General features: G+C 53.9%; 17 protein-coding genes and 1 riboswitch. Of the genes, 7 read left to right on the top strand and 10 right to left on the bottom strand.

Annotated features, from left to right (window positions below):
• Positions 1 to 87: 87 nt before the first annotated feature.
• From AYI96_RS16930 to moaA, 8 genes are all read right to left on the bottom strand, one after another.
• Positions 88 to 1,182 carry an ABC transporter ATP-binding protein gene (locus AYI96_RS16930; RefSeq protein WP_052248137.1) on the bottom strand — a complete coding sequence of 365 codons (1,095 nt, stop codon included), beginning with the start codon at positions 1,180 to 1,182 and terminating at the stop codon, positions 88 to 90.
• A complete protein-coding gene (modB, locus tag AYI96_RS16925; RefSeq protein ID WP_039034615.1) occupies positions 1,179 to 1,844 on the bottom strand; it encodes a molybdate ABC transporter permease subunit in 666 nt (221 codons plus the stop codon). The genes AYI96_RS16930 and modB overlap by 4 nt, the downstream gene beginning before the upstream one ends.
• A complete protein-coding gene (gene modA / locus AYI96_RS16920; protein WP_071476335.1) occupies positions 1,845 to 2,645 on the bottom strand; it encodes a molybdate ABC transporter substrate-binding protein in 801 nt (266 codons plus the stop codon).
• A 12-nt stretch (positions 2,646 to 2,657) separates the two neighbouring features.
• Complete coding sequence (gene moaE / locus AYI96_RS16915; RefSeq protein WP_039034613.1) at positions 2,658 to 3,116, bottom strand: molybdopterin synthase catalytic subunit MoaE; 459 nt, start codon at positions 3,114 to 3,116, stop codon at positions 2,658 to 2,660.
• Between the two features lies 1 nt (position 3,117).
• Positions 3,118 to 3,366: a molybdopterin synthase sulfur carrier subunit gene (gene moaD, locus AYI96_RS16910; RefSeq protein ID WP_039034612.1), complete on the bottom strand. Its 249-nt coding sequence runs from the start codon at positions 3,364 to 3,366 to the stop codon at positions 3,118 to 3,120.
• Between the two features lie 4 nt (positions 3,367 to 3,370).
• Entirely contained in the window at positions 3,371 to 3,847 is a 477-nt protein-coding gene (moaC, locus tag AYI96_RS16905) for a cyclic pyranopterin monophosphate synthase MoaC (RefSeq protein WP_025889198.1), read from the bottom strand.
• Entirely contained in the window at positions 3,840 to 4,370 is a 531-nt protein-coding gene (gene moaB, locus AYI96_RS16900; protein ID WP_071476334.1) for a molybdenum cofactor biosynthesis protein B, read from the bottom strand. Before moaB ends, moaC begins: the two co-directional genes overlap by 8 nt.
• A gap of 70 nt (positions 4,371 to 4,440) precedes the next feature.
• Complete coding sequence (gene moaA / locus AYI96_RS16895) at positions 4,441 to 5,373, bottom strand: GTP 3',8-cyclase MoaA (protein ID WP_229800075.1); 933 nt, start codon at positions 5,371 to 5,373, stop codon at positions 4,441 to 4,443.
• Positions 5,374 to 5,408: 35 nt separating this feature from the next.
• A riboswitch (molybdenum cofactor riboswitch) is annotated at positions 5,409 to 5,544 on the bottom strand.
• Positions 5,545 to 5,776: 232 nt separating this feature from the next.
• On the opposite strand from moaA, the gene AYI96_RS16890 reads away from it, so the two are divergent.
• The 3 genes from AYI96_RS16890 to AYI96_RS16880 all read left to right on the top strand — a co-directional run bounded on the left by AYI96_RS16890 (position 5,777) and on the right by AYI96_RS16880 (position 10,080).
• The gene (locus tag AYI96_RS16890) at positions 5,777 to 7,426 is read left to right on the top strand and encodes an electron transfer flavoprotein-ubiquinone oxidoreductase (protein ID WP_071476346.1); all 1,650 of its coding nucleotides are present in this window, start codon (positions 5,777 to 5,779) and stop codon (positions 7,424 to 7,426) included.
• A 274-nt stretch (positions 7,427 to 7,700) separates the two neighbouring features.
• Positions 7,701 to 9,611: a methyl-accepting chemotaxis protein gene (locus tag AYI96_RS16885; protein ID WP_144362041.1), complete on the top strand. Its 1,911-nt coding sequence runs from the start codon at positions 7,701 to 7,703 to the stop codon at positions 9,609 to 9,611.
• Between the two features lie 151 nt (positions 9,612 to 9,762).
• Entirely contained in the window at positions 9,763 to 10,080 is a 318-nt protein-coding gene (locus AYI96_RS16880) for a hypothetical protein (RefSeq protein ID WP_071476331.1), read from the top strand.
• Positions 10,081 to 10,182: 102 nt separating this feature from the next.
• Here the strand turns inward: AYI96_RS16880 and AYI96_RS16875 are convergent, their stop codons facing one another.
• Entirely contained in the window at positions 10,183 to 11,721 is a 1,539-nt protein-coding gene (locus tag AYI96_RS16875; RefSeq protein ID WP_101095079.1) for a DUF3612 domain-containing protein, read from the bottom strand.
• A gap of 146 nt (positions 11,722 to 11,867) precedes the next feature.
• Here AYI96_RS16875 and AYI96_RS16870 point away from each other — a divergent pair, with 146 nt between their 5' ends.
• Entirely contained in the window at positions 11,868 to 12,422 is a 555-nt protein-coding gene (locus tag AYI96_RS16870) for a hypothetical protein (protein WP_039034607.1), read from the top strand.
• Positions 12,423 to 12,625: 203 nt separating this feature from the next.
• Entirely contained in the window at positions 12,626 to 13,549 is a 924-nt protein-coding gene (locus AYI96_RS16865; protein ID WP_144362040.1) for a YeiH family protein, read from the top strand.
• A gap of 394 nt (positions 13,550 to 13,943) precedes the next feature.
• Here AYI96_RS16865 and AYI96_RS16855 read toward each other — a convergent pair whose 3' ends face one another.
• Entirely contained in the window at positions 13,944 to 14,468 is a 525-nt protein-coding gene (locus tag AYI96_RS16855; RefSeq protein WP_039034606.1) for a helix-turn-helix transcriptional regulator, read from the bottom strand.
• A gap of 150 nt (positions 14,469 to 14,618) precedes the next feature.
• Here AYI96_RS16855 and AYI96_RS16850 point away from each other — a divergent pair, with 150 nt between their 5' ends.
• Both AYI96_RS16850 and AYI96_RS16845 read left to right on the top strand, forming a co-directional pair.
• Entirely contained in the window at positions 14,619 to 15,797 is a 1,179-nt protein-coding gene (locus tag AYI96_RS16850; protein ID WP_186300086.1) for a TolC family protein, read from the top strand.
• Positions 15,794 to 16,816 carry a hypothetical protein gene (locus AYI96_RS16845; protein ID WP_144362038.1) on the top strand — a complete coding sequence of 341 codons (1,023 nt, stop codon included), beginning with the start codon at positions 15,794 to 15,796 and terminating at the stop codon, positions 16,814 to 16,816. Before AYI96_RS16850 ends, AYI96_RS16845 begins: the two co-directional genes overlap by 4 nt.

The following is a 16,816-nucleotide window of genomic DNA, read 5'->3' as shown; positions in this document are numbered from 1 at the left end:
AGTATAGATTTCAGCGCTTGAACTCAGGATTGAAGCTAAATTAAGTTTTGATCATCTAACCGACAACAGGCATAAAGACCGTCTTTATCAGTGTTCGAGAATATGAATTTGTTCGGATTTGAGGGCTACTTCAGTCTGCATACCGGCAACCAACTCCAGCTTACGTGCCAGATGTAACGGCACTTCGGCGCTGAGAGTCTGATCCACGCCTTCGATTACTGCCAGCAAGCGCACAGACTCGCCCATCACCAGTAGGGATTCGAGCCTGACATTGAGTTTGTTGAAGCTGCGGCACAGGCGGCCACGGCTGATGGAGTTGAATCTGACGCCTTGATTAGGCACGACCCAACGTACCTTATCTCCCGGATTCAGGCGCGCATCATAGTCACAGGCAATCAGTTGCTCGCCAAACTTGAGCCAGGTGAGTTGCCGCTCCTGCTCCAGGGCCACCACTTCGGAGTCAAACAGGTTTCTAAGACCCATCTGCCGGGCAACCGCCTCGTTACGAGGTTTAGCCAACACTTCATGGGGCACACCCTGTTGCAGCAACTGCCCTTGGCTGATAAGCACCATGCGGTCGGCCAGCAACAAGGCTTCGTTGAGATCATGGGTCACCATGATCACCGGAATATGCAGCTGCGATTTAAGTCGTGCCAGCTCCAGATACAGGCGCTCACGGGTTTCGCGATCGACGGCAGAAAAAGGCTCATCCAGCAGCAATACCGAAGGCTCACGCGCCAGCGCTCTGGCCAGTGCCACTCTCTGTCTCTGACCACCGGACAACTGCTCAGGCAAACGATCCGGCAAACCTTGCAGATTAACCCGCTCCAGCCAATCCAGCGCCCTGGCCCGGCGTTCGGCCTTGGGCAGATGGTCAAGCCCGGCGATAACATTGTCGACCGCACTCAGATTGGGAAACAGGCCAAAGTGTTGCGGCACAAACCCCAGATGGCGCTGCTGTGGGCTCAGGTTCACCGTCTCGGAAAACCAGGGTTTATCACCATAGCGGATGCTGCCGGATTGCGGCTTATTGAGACCGGCAATCATCCTCAGCAGCGTGGTCTTGCCGCCACCGGAGGGCCCCACCACGGCCAGGACTTCACCGGCTCGGCAAACAAAGTCTGCCTGCAGTGGGATCCCCTTGGTTTGATGGACGCTGACATGCAGATCTGTCGGGGTCATTTCAATCTCCCGAGCCGCCGCGACAACCCTGTGGTCAATGCCAATGTGGTGATGGCAAACAGCAAGAGTACCAGCGACATGGTACCGGCCGAGGCGAAGTCAAATGCCTGGACACTGTCATAGATGGCGATGGAAATCGTCTTGGTCTCTCCCGCGATGGAGCCCCCCATCATCAGGACGACACCAAACTCGCCGAGTACATGGGAGAAACACAGCACCAGGGCCGTCAGGATCCCCGGCCATACCAAGGGCAACTCCACCTTGAATAGCTGCTTGGTGCGACTCATGCCACAACAGGCGCAGGCATCACGCACATCCTGTGGAATAGCTTCAAAGGCCCTTTGAATAGGCTGCACCGCAAAGGGAATATTGACCAGTACCGAGGCGACCACCAGGCCGGAGAAATGAAATACCAGCTGCACCCCCAGGGTTTGCTGTAGCCATAGGCCCAGCCAGCTTTCACTGCCAAGCCCTACCAAGAGGTAATAACCGATCACCGTAGGTGGCAACACCAGGGGCACCATGATCAGCGCTTCTATCCAGGACTTACCGCGAAACTCACGGTAGGCCAGCAAGCGGCTCAACAAGATGGCAAGCGGCAAGAGCACCAAGACACTGATAGCAGCCAGTTTGACCGAGAGCCATAGCGACTGCCAATCCATTCAGCTTCCCTCGGGCAGGGCAAAGCCATAGGCGCTGAACACTTGTCGCGCTTCCGGCCCCTGCAGATAGTCGTAAAAGGCTTTGGCATCGTCGCCGGCTTTCTCAAGCAGCACCATCCGCTGGGTCAGCGGGGCATGGGAATCTACCGGCAACGCCAGATAGCGACCTCTCGCCTGAAACTGCGGTGCTACCGCCAGCGACAAGGCAACTATGCCGCCTTGAGTCGAGCCACTCAAGGCAAACTGCGCCGCCTGGGAAACGTTTTCGCCATAGATGAGGTTGGCCTGCAACTCCTGCCACAAACCCTTTTGCTTGAGCAACGCACGGGCGCGCTCGCCATAGGGAGCATGATCCGGGTTGGCGATGGCAAAGCGCTTGATCTGCCCGGCGGCCAGTGCTTGTTGCAGCCCCAGTAATTCTTGATCCAGTTTCAGTGGCGAATTCTTGGGAGCCACCAGTGCCAAGCGCCCGTAAGCGTAGACCACCCCCTTGTCACGGGTGATGCCGGCGTCAGCCAGCGCCTCGACATAACGCTCGTCGGCCGAGAGAAACAGCTCGAACGGCGCACCATGCTTTATCTGCGCTACAAAGTTACCGGAAGAACCGTAGGAGATCTTGAGTTGGCGTCCTGTCTGTTGCTGATAGCGCTCGGCGATATCATCCAGGGCAAACTTGATATTGGCCGCCGCAGCCACATGAACGCTTTGCGCCGCCGCAGCCGGCAGACACAGACCGAGCAGCGCCAGTGCGGTCAGCACGGCCTTGTTCGTCGAATTCAGCAATCGCTCCAATAGCACCATCAAACGCTCCGGTTACTTTTCCCAGGCCTTGGCGGCCTGCTCGTCGGCATCGCGGGCCTCAACCCAGTGTTGGCCACTGTCACCGGCCTCCAGCTTCCAGAATGGTGCCTTGGTCTTGAGGAAATCGATGAGAAACTCACAAGCCGCAAACGCCGCCTTGCGGTGGGCACTGCTGACACCGATAAACACTATCTGTTCGCCCAGATGCATAGTGCCAACCCGGTGAATGATGGTCAGCTGATTCAGCGGCCAGCGCTCACGGGCTTGAGTGGCGATTTGCCCCAAAACGGCTTCTGTCATCCCGGGATAGTGTTCCAGCGTCAGGTCGGTAACCGCACTGCCATCGTTGAAGTCGCGTACCTTGCCGACAAAGGTCACCACGGCGCCATCGCTGTTATCGGCGGCGATGCGGGCATATTCGGCCGGGACATCAAAGTCGGCGGTTTGTACCAAAATACGATCGCTTTGCATCTCAACCTCCGGTTACCGGTGGGAAGAAGGCCACCTCATCACCCGCTTTGATCTCTGTATGCCAAGGGCTGAGAGTTTGGTTGACGGCTACCAACAGCTTGTCGGACGCCATCACTCTGGCCCACTTGTCGTCTGTGCCCGCCAGTTGGGCACGCAGCGCCTCGGCCGTCAAACCCGGCTGGCTCTCGACTTCAATGGCAGCCGTTCCCAATAATTCGCGTACTTGAGCAAAAAACAGCACTTTAATCATATCGTTACACCTTAAAATGACCGGATTTACCGCCGCGTTTCTCCAGCAGTCTTACCTGGGTAATCACCATATCTTTCTGCACCGCTTTACACATATCGTAGATAGTCAGCGCCGCAACCGAGGCCGCCGTCAGGGCTTCCATTTCAACCCCGGTTTTGCCAGCCAGCTTACACAGGCTGGTGATCCTGACCCGGTTTTGCTCCGGCTCGGCCTGCAGATCCACCTCGACCTTGGTCAACATCAAGGGATGGCACAGAGGGATCAGCTCTGAGGTTTTCTTCGCGGCCATAATGCCGGCGATTCTGGCAGTGGCAAACACATCGCCCTTATGGTGGCTGCCACTCATGATCATCTGCAGCGTCTCGGCTGACATCTCAATATAAGCCTCGGCACGGGCTTCGCGTTCAGTGATCGACTTTTCGGTCACATCCACCATATGGGCGTTGCCGTCGGCATTGATATGGGTAAAGGCATTAGTCATCTATAGCAACCTTTTTCAAATTGGATACGAAGTTACAGGGCCGGTGCCGGGCATCCAGCTGCTCTTTGAGGATCTTGTTCCAGGCCGTACGACATGCGCCGGTGGAACCGGGCAAACAAAACAGTGCCGTTTGATTGGCGATACCGGCAAATGCCCGCGACTGCACAGTAGAAGTGCCCAGCTCAGTGTAAGTGATGTGGCGAAAGAGTTCACCAAAGCCTTCTATTTCAGCATCAAACAACGGCCGCAGCGCTTCTGGGGTGTTGTCTCTGCCGCTAAAGCCGGTGCCGCCGGTGGTGATGATCACCTGGACATTGGCCGCGGCTATCCATTGGCTGACGATAGCGCGCATCTGGTATTTATCATCCGGGCATAGCTTACGCTCGACCAAGTTATGCCCAGCCTCCTGCAGTGCCTGTACCAGAAAACGCCCGGAGGTATCTGTTTGCAGCTCCCGGCTGTCTGAAAGGGTAAGAATGGCGATATTCAAGGGCTCAAAATGGGTATGAATGCAATGTCCCATGTCAGTTCCTGCTGCTGAATGCTACCGAGATGGCGATGATAAGTATCTGGCGCCCAAACGAGCGCCACCCTCAACCGCCGATAGAGGCCAGATGTTGGGTTACACCGGTAATGCCTTGGTGCAGATAGTGAGTCTCTTTCTTCTGTTGCAACTGCTGATGCAAACGGGCAATCAACTCATCCTGCTGTTCAGGACTCTGAAGCAGATCCCGAAGATCGACACCATGTTCGGTGAACAGACACAGGTGCAGCTTACCCTTGGCAGAAACCCGCAACCTGTTACAGCTGGCGCAGAAGTTTTTGGCATAAGGCATGATCAGCCCAATACGGCCACGATAATCAGGGTGGCTGAAGTTTTGCGCCGGGCCATCTTCGGCCGCGGGCTGATCATACTGCCAACCTTCGGCCTCGAGTCTGGCCTTGATATCGGCTCCAGCCAGGTGATGCGCCTTGAAGTAGTCGTGACCCAAACCGGTTTCCATCAGCTCGATGAAACGCAGATCTATGGGGGTATGTTTGATCCAATGCAGGAAACGTGGCAGGTCCTTGTCGTTGAGATCCTTGAGCAGCACAGCGTTGATCTTGACCCGCTCAAAGCCGGCTTCCAGCGCCGTATCTATACCGCGCATGACCTCATCGAACTTGTTCTCGCCGGTGATCTGATAAAACATCCTGGGGTCCAGGCTGTCCACAGACACGTTGATCCGCCTCAGTCCGGCGTCGTACCACTCTTTGGCGTGCTTCTCGAGCCTATAACCATTGGTGGTAGTGGCGATAGTGTGAATTTCGCTGTTGTCGGCAACTGCGCGAATGATATCGGTAAAGTCTTTGCGCAGCGTAGGCTCGCCACCTGTGATCCGTACCTTGCGGGTACCTACTTTGGCAAAGGCAGCAACCAGATTCTCAATCTCGCTGAGCGTCAGAAAAGAGGGCTTGCCCTCCGGGCGATAACCATCCGGCAGGCAGTAACTGCATTTGAAGTTACAGACGTCAGTAACTGACATCCGCAAATAGTGAAATCTTCGACCAAAATTGTCTTGTAATTGGGACATGATCACCTTTCCAAGTCAGGGAGGTGAGAGCATTTCTTTACTCACCCCGGTGGCAAAATTGCCACGGCTAAAGGACCATATCTTCACTGACGTAGGACCAAAAGCTCGGAGAACCGTCTGCGCCAATTATAGGACGAAAAGGGGGGTGAACCATACCCCTAAAAATGGATTTCCCGATCTGGTTCAAATCTGCGTGGACTTTTTGTGACAAGCTTCACTCATAAATTTCATCAAAACTAACGGCTGCTTTCCGATCAAATACTGTGCCCTGAATAGATTTTCAGGTAAGGTTGGAGCTGGATAAAAATAAAACACCCGTTTACATCGGGGGACTTTGAAGGATAGAGGTGACATGATGGAACGCGAATCAATGGAATTCGATGTTGTTATCGTTGGTGCAGGCCCCGCCGGACTGGCTACGGCTTGCCGTTTGATGCAGATCTCCAAAGACAGCGGCAAAGAGATCAGTGTCTGTGTGGTCGAAAAAGGCTCTGAAGTAGGCGCGCATATTCTCTCCGGTGCCGTCTTTGAACCCAGCGTATTGGAAGAACTCTTCGGTGACTGGAAAGAACTGGGAGCCCCCCTGCATACCCAGGTTACAGAAGATGAAATCTATCTGCTCAAGTCGGCCGAAGATGGCAAACATCTGCCCAACAGCCTGGTACCCAAGACCATGCACAACCATGGCAACTATATTATCAGCGTCGGTAATCTCTGCCGCTGGATGGCCGAGCAAGCCGAAGGCCTGGGAGTGGAGATATTCCCCGGTTTTGCTGCCAGCGAATTGCTGCTCAATGAAGACGGCAGCGTCAAGGGAATATTGATCGGCGACATGGGCATAGGCGCCGATGGCCAGCCCAAAGACAGTTATATGCCGGGTATGGAGCTACACGCCAAATATACTGTGTTTGCCGAAGGCTGCCGTGGCCATCTGGGCAAGCAGCTGATAGAAAAATTCCACCTGGATAACGGCAAGACACCACAACATTACGGCATAGGCTTCAAAGAGATTTGGAAGATCCCGGCCGAACAACACCAACAAGGTAAAGTGGTTCACAGTGGCGGCTGGCCGCTACAGGAAGGCGCCAGCGGCGGCGGTTTCCTCTACCATATGGAAGACAACCAGGTTGCCGTGGGGCTGATCATCGATCTCAACTACAAAAACCCGCATCTGAGCCCCTTTGATGAATTTCAGCGTTACAAGACCCACCCTGTCATCGCCAAGACCTTAAGCGGCGGCGAGCGTTTGAGCTATGGTGCCCGCGCCATCACCAAAGGGGGACTAAACTCTCTGCCCAAGATGAGCTTCCCCGGTGGTCTGGTAATAGGTTGTGATGCCGGGACACTCAACTTCGCCAAGATCAAGGGCACTCACACCGCCATCAAGAGCGGTATGCTGGCGGCCGAGACCCTGGCAGAAGGCCTTATCGCCGGAGTTGAAGGCGGAAAAGATCTCGACTGCTTCCAGGAGCGGCTGGAACAGAGCTGGCTCTTTGATGAGCTTTACCGTTCCCGTAACTTCGGCCCGGCCATGCACAAGTTCGGCACCTTCCTGGGGGGCGCCTTTAACTACATCGATCAAAACTGGTTTGGCGGCAAGTTCCCTGTGACCCTGAGAGACGAGCATCCCGACTATGCCCAGATGGCTGAAGCCAGCGCCTACAGCAAGATTGACTACCCCAAGCCGGACGGCAAGCTTAGCTTCGACAAGCTCTCTTCAGTTTATCTGTCCAATACCTTCCACGAGGAAGACCAACCCTGCCATTTGCGCTTGAAAGATGCCAATGTCCCTATTGCAGTCAACCTGGTGAAATACGATGAACCGGCGCAGCGCTATTGCCCTGCGGGTGTCTATGAGGTGGTTGAAGACGAGGGGCAACCCAAGTTTGTGATCAACAGCCAGAACTGCATTCACTGCAAGACCTGTGACATCAAGGACCCCAGCCAGAACATCACCTGGGTGACCCCCGAAGGGGGTGGTGGCCCTAACTATCCCAATATGTAATTAGTGACTGTAAGCCATAAGAACGCGTCTTTTAAGACGCGTTTTTTATTTACGCAAAAGCAATATTAGCACCTATTGATACATGAAGGCTTTTTGGTCATAATCCCGGTTCTACAATAAGATCCAGCCCCATAAAACAGCTGGCCTGCCTATACTCTACAAAGACTTACGGGGAAATCCCTGCCAATGCGTTAATTACTATGCTCAAGTGTAATTAACGTTAAATCAGTTAATGCTGTTGTCCACACTATAAGGATATGGATAGGCGGTCGCTATGAAACTCAAACTCACCATCAAACAAAAGATTCTACTGACAGTGACTCTGGCGGTACTGATGTCGACGATTTTAGTCGGTGTTCTCAGTCAACGCAGTGCCCGTAAGGTCGTTGAACAACGTATGCTCGACTCCGAACTGCCCAGCTTAATGCTACAGATCCGCAATAAATTAGATCTGGAAATCAGCACGCTGATGAATGGCGCCGAGCAACTGGCCCACAGTCAAATGCTCAGGCACTGGTTGGAACAGGGACGCCCCGAAGCCGAACTCCCTTTGGTCATCTCACAACTCAAGGACATGACTCGCCAGTATCACTTGGCGCAAGCTTCCTATGCCGATCGGGAAACAGCGGCCTATTACACCCAGGACGGCTTTTTGCGGATCCTCAATCAACAGCAGGACAGCTGGTTTTTCAACTACAGAGACAGCCGCCAGGAACGCATGTTGAATGTGTTCACCGAAGCCAACGGCGAGGTCAAACTCTTCATTAACTATCAACAGCCCAACGGTCGCGGCCTGGTGGGGCTGGCCAAGTCACTCGACGATATGGTGCGCCTGCTCAACTCCTTCAAGATAGAGCAAAGCGGCTATGTGTTCCTCACCGACAATCAGGGCAAGATCCAACTGCATCCGGACAAGAGCCTGACAGGCAAGCGCAGCCTGCAGGATCTCTACCCAGGCAATCTTAGCAAGCTGCTTGATAAAAGCGACTTCCAGCTGCTCGAAACCAAAGTTAATGGTACCGACATGCTGGTTGCCAGTAGCTATATTCCATCAATGGATTGGTATCTGGTAGCCCAGGTTCCTCAGGGGGAAATCTTTGCCCTGTTGCAAGAGGCAGCCTATCAAATTTTATTATGGACAGTGTTGATTGCCGCTGGCTTCATCTTCCTGGCGGTGATAGTGGCTGGCTCGGTTAGCCGTCCCATCAGCAAGGTGGCAGAAATGTTCCGCGACATAGGCGAAGGCGAAGGCGACTTGCGCCAACGTCTGCCGGTAGAGGGTGAGGATGAAATAGCCCAACTGGCCAAGGGCTTCAACAGCTTTATCTCCAAAATACAGGACTCTGTGGTCGAAGTGGCCGCCACCAGCGAACAGTTGGGGCTATCCGCCAAGGACGTCTCGGCGCAAGCCAAACAGACCATGAGCGACAGCCAGGATCAGAAAGACCGCACCATGATGGTGGTAACCGCCATCAACGAAATGGGGGCAACCGTTAACGAAATTGCCGCCAATGCGGCCCAGGCGGCGGTAACAGCCAAAGATGCCGACGGCGAATCGGCCACCGGCCAACAGGTGGTGACCCGTGCCCGCAATACCATTAACCAGTTGTCGCAGGATGTGGCTCAGGTCGGCGAGGTGATCGAATCACTGGCAACCCATACCAAGTCGATAGGCAGCATTCTGGATGTGATCCGTGCCATCTCAGAGCAAACCAACCTGCTGGCACTGAATGCCGCCATTGAGGCGGCTCGGGCCGGCGAAGCCGGCCGTGGTTTTGCAGTTGTGGCCGATGAAGTTCGCAACCTGGCTTCCCGCACTGCCGCCTCAACCGATGAGGTGCAGGTAATGATAGATAAGCTGCAGGCCGAAGCCGCCAGAGCCGTCAGTGCCATGGAGCTGAGTCGCAATCGATCCCATGAAGGTGTTCAGGCCGTGGATGAAGCCAGCCAGGCGCTCAGCGGTATCTCGGGGCAAATTGCCCAAATAAGCGATATGAATATCCAAGTGGCGGCAGCCACAGAGGAGCAATCCACTGTAGTGGAAGATATTAATCGTAACGTCAGTGAGATCAATGACATAACCCAGCGCACAGCCCAGACCGCCGAAGCTGCCGCCGCGGCCAGTGACGCGCTCAATAATCTGGCCTACAGGTTGGATACCTTAGTCGCCCGCTTCAAGGTTTAGCCTCAGGTTCCCCAACGGCAGCCTTGCAACTGCCGTTGGGAATACTGAACCTCATTCCCGCAAAACCTTGAGTACACATGCAACTCCTGAATCTTGCTGCTGATTGGTATAACATAGCCGCAACTATCTTTCGGCTAATAAAAGAGTATTCATGGAACCACAGATAGAATGGGCGCTGTCACATATCGCCTGGCTGATGTTTATTCTGGCAGGACTCTTCTTTGTCTTGCAGCTTTGGCGTTGGCAGCAGCTATTGAAACATATACGGGTTCAGTATCCTGAACTGGTTCAAACAGATGAAAATGATTCACCCAATATAGCGATAAGAGTCAAACAGTCGCTGGATTCTGGCACTCTGGCCAACAGCCAGGATCCTGTGATTATTCGCTATCAGAAACAACAGAGCAGCCTTAGGCTTATTATGGCTATTTTACTCACTATTGGCTTTGTAATGGCCATATTGGAGTGAGCTAAACCCGTTAGTAACTGCGTCATTCAAAACAGACCATAGATGAATATAAGTTATCTATGGTCTGTTTTATCAACCCAAAGTTCTGCTAGTGTTCCAAGGTTATTGTTTGGGCCAGGGAAAGCTCACCTCAGGCTGCTCGCCATAACAGGTGGGGCGTCTTGGGCAAACCGCACCTCTGGAGCAGATCAATCTAGCATCACCGGCAATCCCACGCTCGACCCAATTGATATTGAGGATCCGCGCAACCGTCAGCAGTTGCTGTTTTATCTTTCTGGGAATGGCGCCTTCTCCGCCCTGCTCGACACAAGCCTGTTTAAGATCTTGCGCCAATGACAAGGCATCTTCCCCTTGGGCCTCTATGGCAGGATTGAGATCTATCCCGGCACAAAGCACATGGTGATTGCCGGCCAAGTCTTTGACCTTGACCGATTCACAACAATAGATCCTGGGTTGTTGCTCCACATCCAGAATGGATATCTGCGCCGAACTGCCTTCCTTGGGCTCGGTGATCATCCGAAATACCGCCCAGTGCTGACAAGGATCGGCCACCGCCCGCATATTACCCCAGGGGAGCGGGATACCATTGCCGCGATACACTGCTTTTAGCTTGCCCGGAGCATAGGCGTCGAAGTAGTGCCAGTGAGGATAAGGTGAAACCCCGGTCATACGCCGCATCGCTACCGAGGGAGAAACCCCCGCCAATCGGTGAGCATCTATCTCGTAGCCGTATCTGTCCAGCAGTTGTCTGAATGCCACCTTGGGGCAGAGCAAGGCCCCGGCAAAGAAACTGGCCTCAAAGCCACGCCAGGCCTGGAGTATATCCTGGGCATTAAGAGACGAACTCTGGATCTGGGGATCGGTTTCACTGAAACCACTGCGGCCCACGGTCAACACATTGCTCAGCCCATCGCGGTTATGCAGCACACAGTGACCTATATGCACCGCCAAATCGTACTTGAGCCTGGTTGGTTGAGACTTGAGGATCTCGTTGAGAAATAGCGTTCCCGGCGGCTCCATGTAAGAGGTCACCAACTCTCCGGTACATATCCCCTGGGCATCCGTCAGCTGTTTTGCCGGCCGGGCGAACCATTGGATCTTCAGTCCCTGCGCCGCGGCGAGATCCAGCATCTCTTCTACCGACAAGGGCAGACGCTTCTTACCCACCTCTTCGGCGGCCCGTTCCAGATCGGGGAAATGGTTTTGATGGTGTTCCTGATGGGCGCGGATCAATAAGTGGGCAAACTGGCGGCCGCTGATCCCCGTCTGTGACAGCATCTCGGGAATGGCTATCTGCAGAATATCATTGGAAAACAGGAAGCCGGGCTCCAGCGGCATACCACTGACACCACCGCGTCGCCCCTTGTCCGGGGTGATAGCTTGCTCCTCCGGCGCATCGTCCAGAAACCAACTCACCTCTTTTTGAAAAACTGCAGCTATGACCGCCAGCATACCTGCACTGGGAACACGCTTGCCCCTTTCGATCATCGACAGGTATGACACAGACGGCGCCGACTCAGGATCGACCCTGACACAGCGTGCCGACAAATCTTCCATAGTTAAGTGATTGCGTTTTCTGAGGTTTCTTATTTTAGTTCCCAGAAAATGTGACTTACGGATCAGGCTTTGGTCTTGGCGCATTTTGTAAAATTCACACTGTAAAATTTTTATTGTGAAATTGTAATCAAAAAACCGCTAGCCTACAAATTAAGCAATTCACAGGAATTGTCCGGCCATGAGGCAAAGGTGCCATCTGGTCAAGGAAAGCAAAACACGAGGGCGAGACGATGAACATCTCCACTATGCAGCAAAAAATCAATCAAGAGCACAACCCTTTCATCGCCGAAGCCGTCTTTGCCGTGGAAGCACTCGGTGAACGCCATATCGCCGACAAGATGGCCAATGCCAAGCAACTGCTTGACCGGCTGTTCCCACTGGCAAACGGCTCACATGCCGAGGTGGTTTGCTATGTAGTCTACTATCAGCATCTCTTGGCCTGCTTTGCCGATGGCAGCCAGTGTGGCCTCAAACAGCCACAACAGTTTGTTGCCCTAAGCGGCCACCGCAGCGAACCAGAAGCCATATTGCTCAAGGATGATCGCGACTGTCACCTGGAGCTAAGTTTCGACCGCCAAGGCTGTGTCGGCAGCCGCGACTGCGCCGCCATTGAAGACATTCAGCTGGAACGCTGTCTCATCGATGGCCGCTGTCAGGACAACAGGCTCAAACGTGAGTGGATTAGCCTGTTGCACAATGATGGCGGTCAGCCACGCAGCAATAAGTGCTGCAAGCGCTTTACCACTAAAGATGGTCATGAGTATCAGTTGTCATCACAAGTCTAAGCGCCGAAGAATGTCATAGGCACTTGGCCCGAAACTTGTGCCAGAAATAACATCGACTCAGGATCGGGGAACTGGCTTCCCTGGTCCTGTTGTTTTAGTCAGAGATTCAGCAAAACTTACGCTGGATATTAAGTTAATTTTAGTTTTCCTAGCATTTTGCCTCACTTATACTAACGCTCCCGGAATTTTACTATCTCTTATCCATGAGCCAACTGCAGAAAAAGTGGCTGTTTTGCCTGCTTGCCCTCGCCTGCCTACACCCCGCCATCTCCTCACCTCTGGCACTCTTGGTGGGATTTGTGCTGGCTAATCTCAGCTGGTTGCCATCGGACTGGGATCTGGGGAAACTGACCAAAAAACTGCTGGCCATCTCCATTGTCGGCCTGGGTTTTGGCATTCCGCTGCAACAGGCGATCGACGCCTCTGTAGGCAATTTGCCGTTAATCCTGGGATCAATATTGCTGACCCTGCTGGCGGGCACGGCGTTGACTCGGGTTTTGGGGTTGGATAGGCGAGTCGGTCACTTGATTGCCAGTGGCACCGCCATCTGTGGTGGCAGCGCCATCGCAGCTGTGGCACCGGCTATCAATGCCCGCAACGAACAAACCGCCATTGCACTGGCCTGCGTCTTTGTACTCAACTCGGTTGCCCTGTTCGTTTTTCCCGTGATAGGTCATCTGCTGCAATTAAGTCAACATGACTTCGGGGTTTGGAGCGCCATCGCCATTCATGACACCTCTTCCGTGGTGGGCGCCGCGTCCGCCTATGGTGAAGAAGCACTTAAGACAGCAACCACCATCAAACTGGCACGTGCCTTGTGGATAGTGCCTCTGGCGGCTATCAGCGCCTTGTTATTTGGTGGCAAGGGTAAACTCAATATTCCCGGATTTATTCTGTTTTACTGCCTGGCTATCGCCATCACCAGTTTGTTGCCGCAAGGCCAATTTATCTATCAGGAGCTATTTGCGCTGGCAAAGCGTGCCCTGGTGGTGTGTTTGTTCCTGATTGGCTGCGGTATCACCTTCAGGAAACTACAGCAAAGTGGTAGTAAGCCCTTACTTCTCGGCGTGATCCTCTGGCTGTTTATCGGCAGTTCGTCTCTTGGTTATATTCTCTGGCAGGGTTGAAAACAGGTAACAAAAGCCTGCGAAGGCGCTGAGTTCAATCAGGGCCCGCAACAAGCCTTGGGTCTGGGTCGATGCCAGTACCACCAGTAAGAGAAACAGCAAGATATAGCCAGGCTTCACCGCCACCTCCACAGTTAAATAATGCCGCTATTATTGGTGTCTGTGGAGCCTGGGTGCCAATATCGATTCTCGATAATAAAGAACCCAAAGCACTAAGAAAAAATTTTTTATACCTTTTTATGGCAGAAGACCTGCTCTCTGTGACAGCGATAGTCTGGTAGCAATAAGAAAAGTTGCCGGGGAAATGCCTAATCCTACTCGCTCAGCAGCCACTGGATTGGCTTCAATAAACGCGGATAAAACCGCTTTCAAAACGACAGATGCCAATTGTGTCTTAGGCCGCCTGTGAAGCATCGGTGCTAGCAACAGGCTGAATAAAATCTTCCATAAACCAGGCACAGAAGGTATGGCGGCCATCGACATCCGCCTTGGCGTAAATTGCCGAGGCCTGCTGTCGCACCGTCTTCTCCTTGGTACTGCGAACACTGGCAATCTCCTTGAAACTCAAGCCTTTCAACAGTAATAAAGCCACTTCCTGCTCACTGCGGGTCAGCGACCAGAGTTCAAATTGTTGCTGTACCGCCTGAGTGTATTCCTGGCGGGCGGCTTGCATTCGGCTGGAGATGTTGCAGATCCTGGCGTCGGCATTGGCCAACTTTGACTTGAGTAGCTGCATCTCGCGGCTACGGCGGATCAGATCAAAACTGATATACAAGGCACCACAGGCAGAAAGAGCCACCAGAATGCTCTCCTGCACTATATGATAAGTCGGCACTCCGAGCTGCATATCTGACAACACATCCAGCAAATTCAGCGTCATGATCACACTGAGCAGCCCTATCATCACCAGATCCTTCATTGGCACAACTCCCGACTAATAATCTTCAAAAACATACAGTTAAATTATGGTACATATGTCCCATAAGCCCAAATATGATACATGTTGCCGAAGACGACAAGCCAAATCAGTGCCAGGCTGGCGGCAGATATTTCCCCAAGAGAAACTCCCATGAAAATCCGCCCCCTCTACCTGGGCTGTAGCCTGCTGTTAATGGTGTTTCAGCTGAGAGCGGCCCCGGAAACAGACAGAGACGCCCTTTTGTCCCTAAGTCAAAACAGGCTGCACACCTCTTCGGCACAATTGGCTCCAATATATCACAGCTCGGACGGGCTGGCAGGGCTGCCAAGCATCAGTTTGAGCCATCTTGGCAGCCTGGAAAGCCACAACAACTATGAGCAGGAGCTCTCGCTCAACCTGCCTTTTCAGTCGCCGGCCATGCAGCGCCAGAACGCCAAACTCAAGCCCATTAACGAACGCATGCTGGAATTGCAGAGCCAATTGCAGCGCCTCTATCTCTCTGGACTATTGCGTCAGTATTGGTGGCAACAGGCACAAGCCGAGCAGGAACTGGCGCAACTGCGCCACAAGCAACAAGTACTGCAGCAACTGTTGCAGCGGCAACAAGCCCTGAGCCGAAGTGGCGAAATGCCGGCAACTGCGGTACTGCTATTAAAACGTGAACTGCTGGAGTTGTCGCTCGCAAAGCTCCCACTGGAGCAGCTGCGACAAGAGGCCAATGAGGCACTCAAGCGCCTGACCGGGCTGCAACAGCTGCCATCGCTGGATGAAAGTGACACCCCACTGCCGAATGATGCCGGTGCCGGGCATCCCATGTGGCAATTGCTGGCGCTGCAGCAGCAACGTCAACAGCTCACCACAAACACCCAACTCGAAGGAGATGACACTCCTTGGTTGGTTTCAGTCACGGCCAAAAACACTGCAACTCTGGGACAAGATGAACAGTCTCTGGGTCTGGCACTGGAGATCCCCTTGCCTGTTGGCAACGGCCTGAACCAGCAACAGCTTGGCGAGTTGCAGCAACAAAGACTGCAACTGGAGCAACAGCAACAACAGCAGCTACTGCAGAGCCAACTGCAATTGCAACAACTCAAACAGCGCCAAGCCCAACTACAACAACAGCAGCAAGGGCTGGAACAAGCCGTGCAGCTGAGCAAACAGCTCAGCCAAACCCTGCTGACCACGGCCGAACAAGGCCCAGCCCAGTATGAATCCTGGCTGCGGCGCCACCTTGAGGCCCTGGATACCCAAGCCAGGCTGTCGCTCAACCATCTGGCACAAGCCCAGCTGCATTCCCAACAACTGCAAGCGCTCGGAGTTACCCTATGACCCCTAAAACCCTGGTTGGCACACTGGTGTCGACCCTGTTCTTCTCCCCGCTGTGGGCGCAGGAAATTTCGGTTGCTGACCTCGGCAAGCTGACACTCAGCTTCACCTCAGTGAACCAAGTACAACAGATAGAGGCCGCCCCTGTACCGGCAATATTGGCGGCTCAGCCCGGCAGCAGCTTCTATCTCACGGCACCGGAAACCATCCAACAGCGACGCTGGTTGGTGGCCGAAGGAGAATGGGTCGATGAAGGTCAAGCACTGGTGCAACTTAAGGGCGCCGAAATTGCCCACTTTCAACTGCAATTTGCCGCCGCCGAAGCGGCATTCAAGCTCGCCAAGCAACGCTATGATCGCAACCAAAAGCTGCGGGCCAACGGCGCCATAGGTGCCGAAACCTGGTCGCAGATAAGCCGCCAGTATTTCGACGCTTTGCTGCAATATGAACACCTGCAGCATTTCAGTGAATTGCTTAAGCCGGGGGACAATCCCGAGACTCTGATATTGCACGCGCCCATGGCCGGACTGCTGCAATATGGCGATAGCAGTGAACCGCTGATGAGCGGCGCCCCACTGCTGGGGATACTGCCCGCCGACGAACTCAGGCTTAAGCTGCGTTTACCCCTGGCCCAGAAAGACAGTGTCAATGCCGTGATGGCCGGAGAGTGCCAACTGCAGATAAGCCGCAAGGACCAGTTGGCCAAACAGGGCTTTGTCGACGCCTGGAGCCAGGCCGTTCCCCCAAGCTGCGGCCTGCAACCCGGGCAGCAGTTGCAGGTTATTCCGCTGCAGGCCATCAATGCCCTGGTGGTGCCCAAGGAGAGTCTCTATTCCTGGGGCACTGGCAGCCAGGTGCTGAGTCACAGCCAAAATAAACTGCGACCAACCGACGTGCAGGTTATAGGTGCCAGCGCCGACAGCTACTTCCTGGCACCCAATGAAACTCTGGTCGGTGCCGAGGTGCTGAGCGACTCAGTGGCGGCCGTCAAAGGCATACTCCTGGGTTTGGGGGGCGAATAG

Origin of the sequence: Shewanella sp. MSW (assembly GCF_007636515.1) — a bacterium.
Classification (GTDB): Bacteria; Pseudomonadota; Gammaproteobacteria; order Enterobacterales; family Shewanellaceae; genus Shewanella; species Shewanella indica.
Note: the sequence above shows the minus strand (reverse complement) of the source record. Positions and strands in the feature narration are given on the sequence as shown.

Excerpts from the sequence above, each read along its gene's own strand:
- AYI96_RS16930 (WP_052248137.1), bottom strand. The coding sequence starts at position 1,182 with ATGACCCCGACAGATCTGCATGTCAGCGTCCATCAAACCAAGGGGATC.
- modB (WP_039034615.1), bottom strand. The coding sequence starts at position 1,844 with ATGGATTGGCAGTCGCTATGGCTCTCGGTCAAACTGGCTGCTATCAGT.
- modA (WP_071476335.1), bottom strand. The coding sequence starts at position 2,645 with ATGGTGCTATTGGAGCGATTGCTGAATTCGACGAACAAGGCCGTGCTG.
- moaE (WP_039034613.1), bottom strand. The coding sequence starts at position 3,116 with ATGCAAAGCGATCGTATTTTGGTACAAACCGCCGACTTTGATGTCCCG.
- moaD (WP_039034612.1), bottom strand. The coding sequence starts at position 3,366 with ATGATTAAAGTGCTGTTTTTTGCTCAAGTACGCGAATTATTGGGAACG.
- moaC (WP_025889198.1), bottom strand. The coding sequence starts at position 3,847 with ATGACTAATGCCTTTACCCATATCAATGCCGACGGCAACGCCCATATG.
- moaB (WP_071476334.1), bottom strand. The coding sequence starts at position 4,370 with ATGGGACATTGCATTCATACCCATTTTGAGCCCTTGAATATCGCCATT.
- moaA (WP_229800075.1), bottom strand. The coding sequence starts at position 5,373 with ATGTCAGTTACTGACGTCTGTAACTTCAAATGCAGTTACTGCCTGCCG.
- AYI96_RS16890 (WP_071476346.1), top strand. The coding sequence starts at position 5,777 with ATGGAACGCGAATCAATGGAATTCGATGTTGTTATCGTTGGTGCAGGC.
- AYI96_RS16885 (WP_144362041.1), top strand. The coding sequence starts at position 7,701 with ATGAAACTCAAACTCACCATCAAACAAAAGATTCTACTGACAGTGACT.
- AYI96_RS16880 (WP_071476331.1), top strand. The coding sequence starts at position 9,763 with ATGGAACCACAGATAGAATGGGCGCTGTCACATATCGCCTGGCTGATG.
- AYI96_RS16875 (WP_101095079.1), bottom strand. The coding sequence starts at position 11,721 with ATGCGCCAAGACCAAAGCCTGATCCGTAAGTCACATTTTCTGGGAACT.
- AYI96_RS16870 (WP_039034607.1), top strand. The coding sequence starts at position 11,868 with ATGAACATCTCCACTATGCAGCAAAAAATCAATCAAGAGCACAACCCT.
- AYI96_RS16865 (WP_144362040.1), top strand. The coding sequence starts at position 12,626 with ATGAGCCAACTGCAGAAAAAGTGGCTGTTTTGCCTGCTTGCCCTCGCC.
- AYI96_RS16855 (WP_039034606.1), bottom strand. The coding sequence starts at position 14,468 with ATGAAGGATCTGGTGATGATAGGGCTGCTCAGTGTGATCATGACGCTG.
- AYI96_RS16850 (WP_186300086.1), top strand. The coding sequence starts at position 14,619 with ATGAAAATCCGCCCCCTCTACCTGGGCTGTAGCCTGCTGTTAATGGTG.
- AYI96_RS16845 (WP_144362038.1), top strand. The coding sequence starts at position 15,794 with ATGACCCCTAAAACCCTGGTTGGCACACTGGTGTCGACCCTGTTCTTC.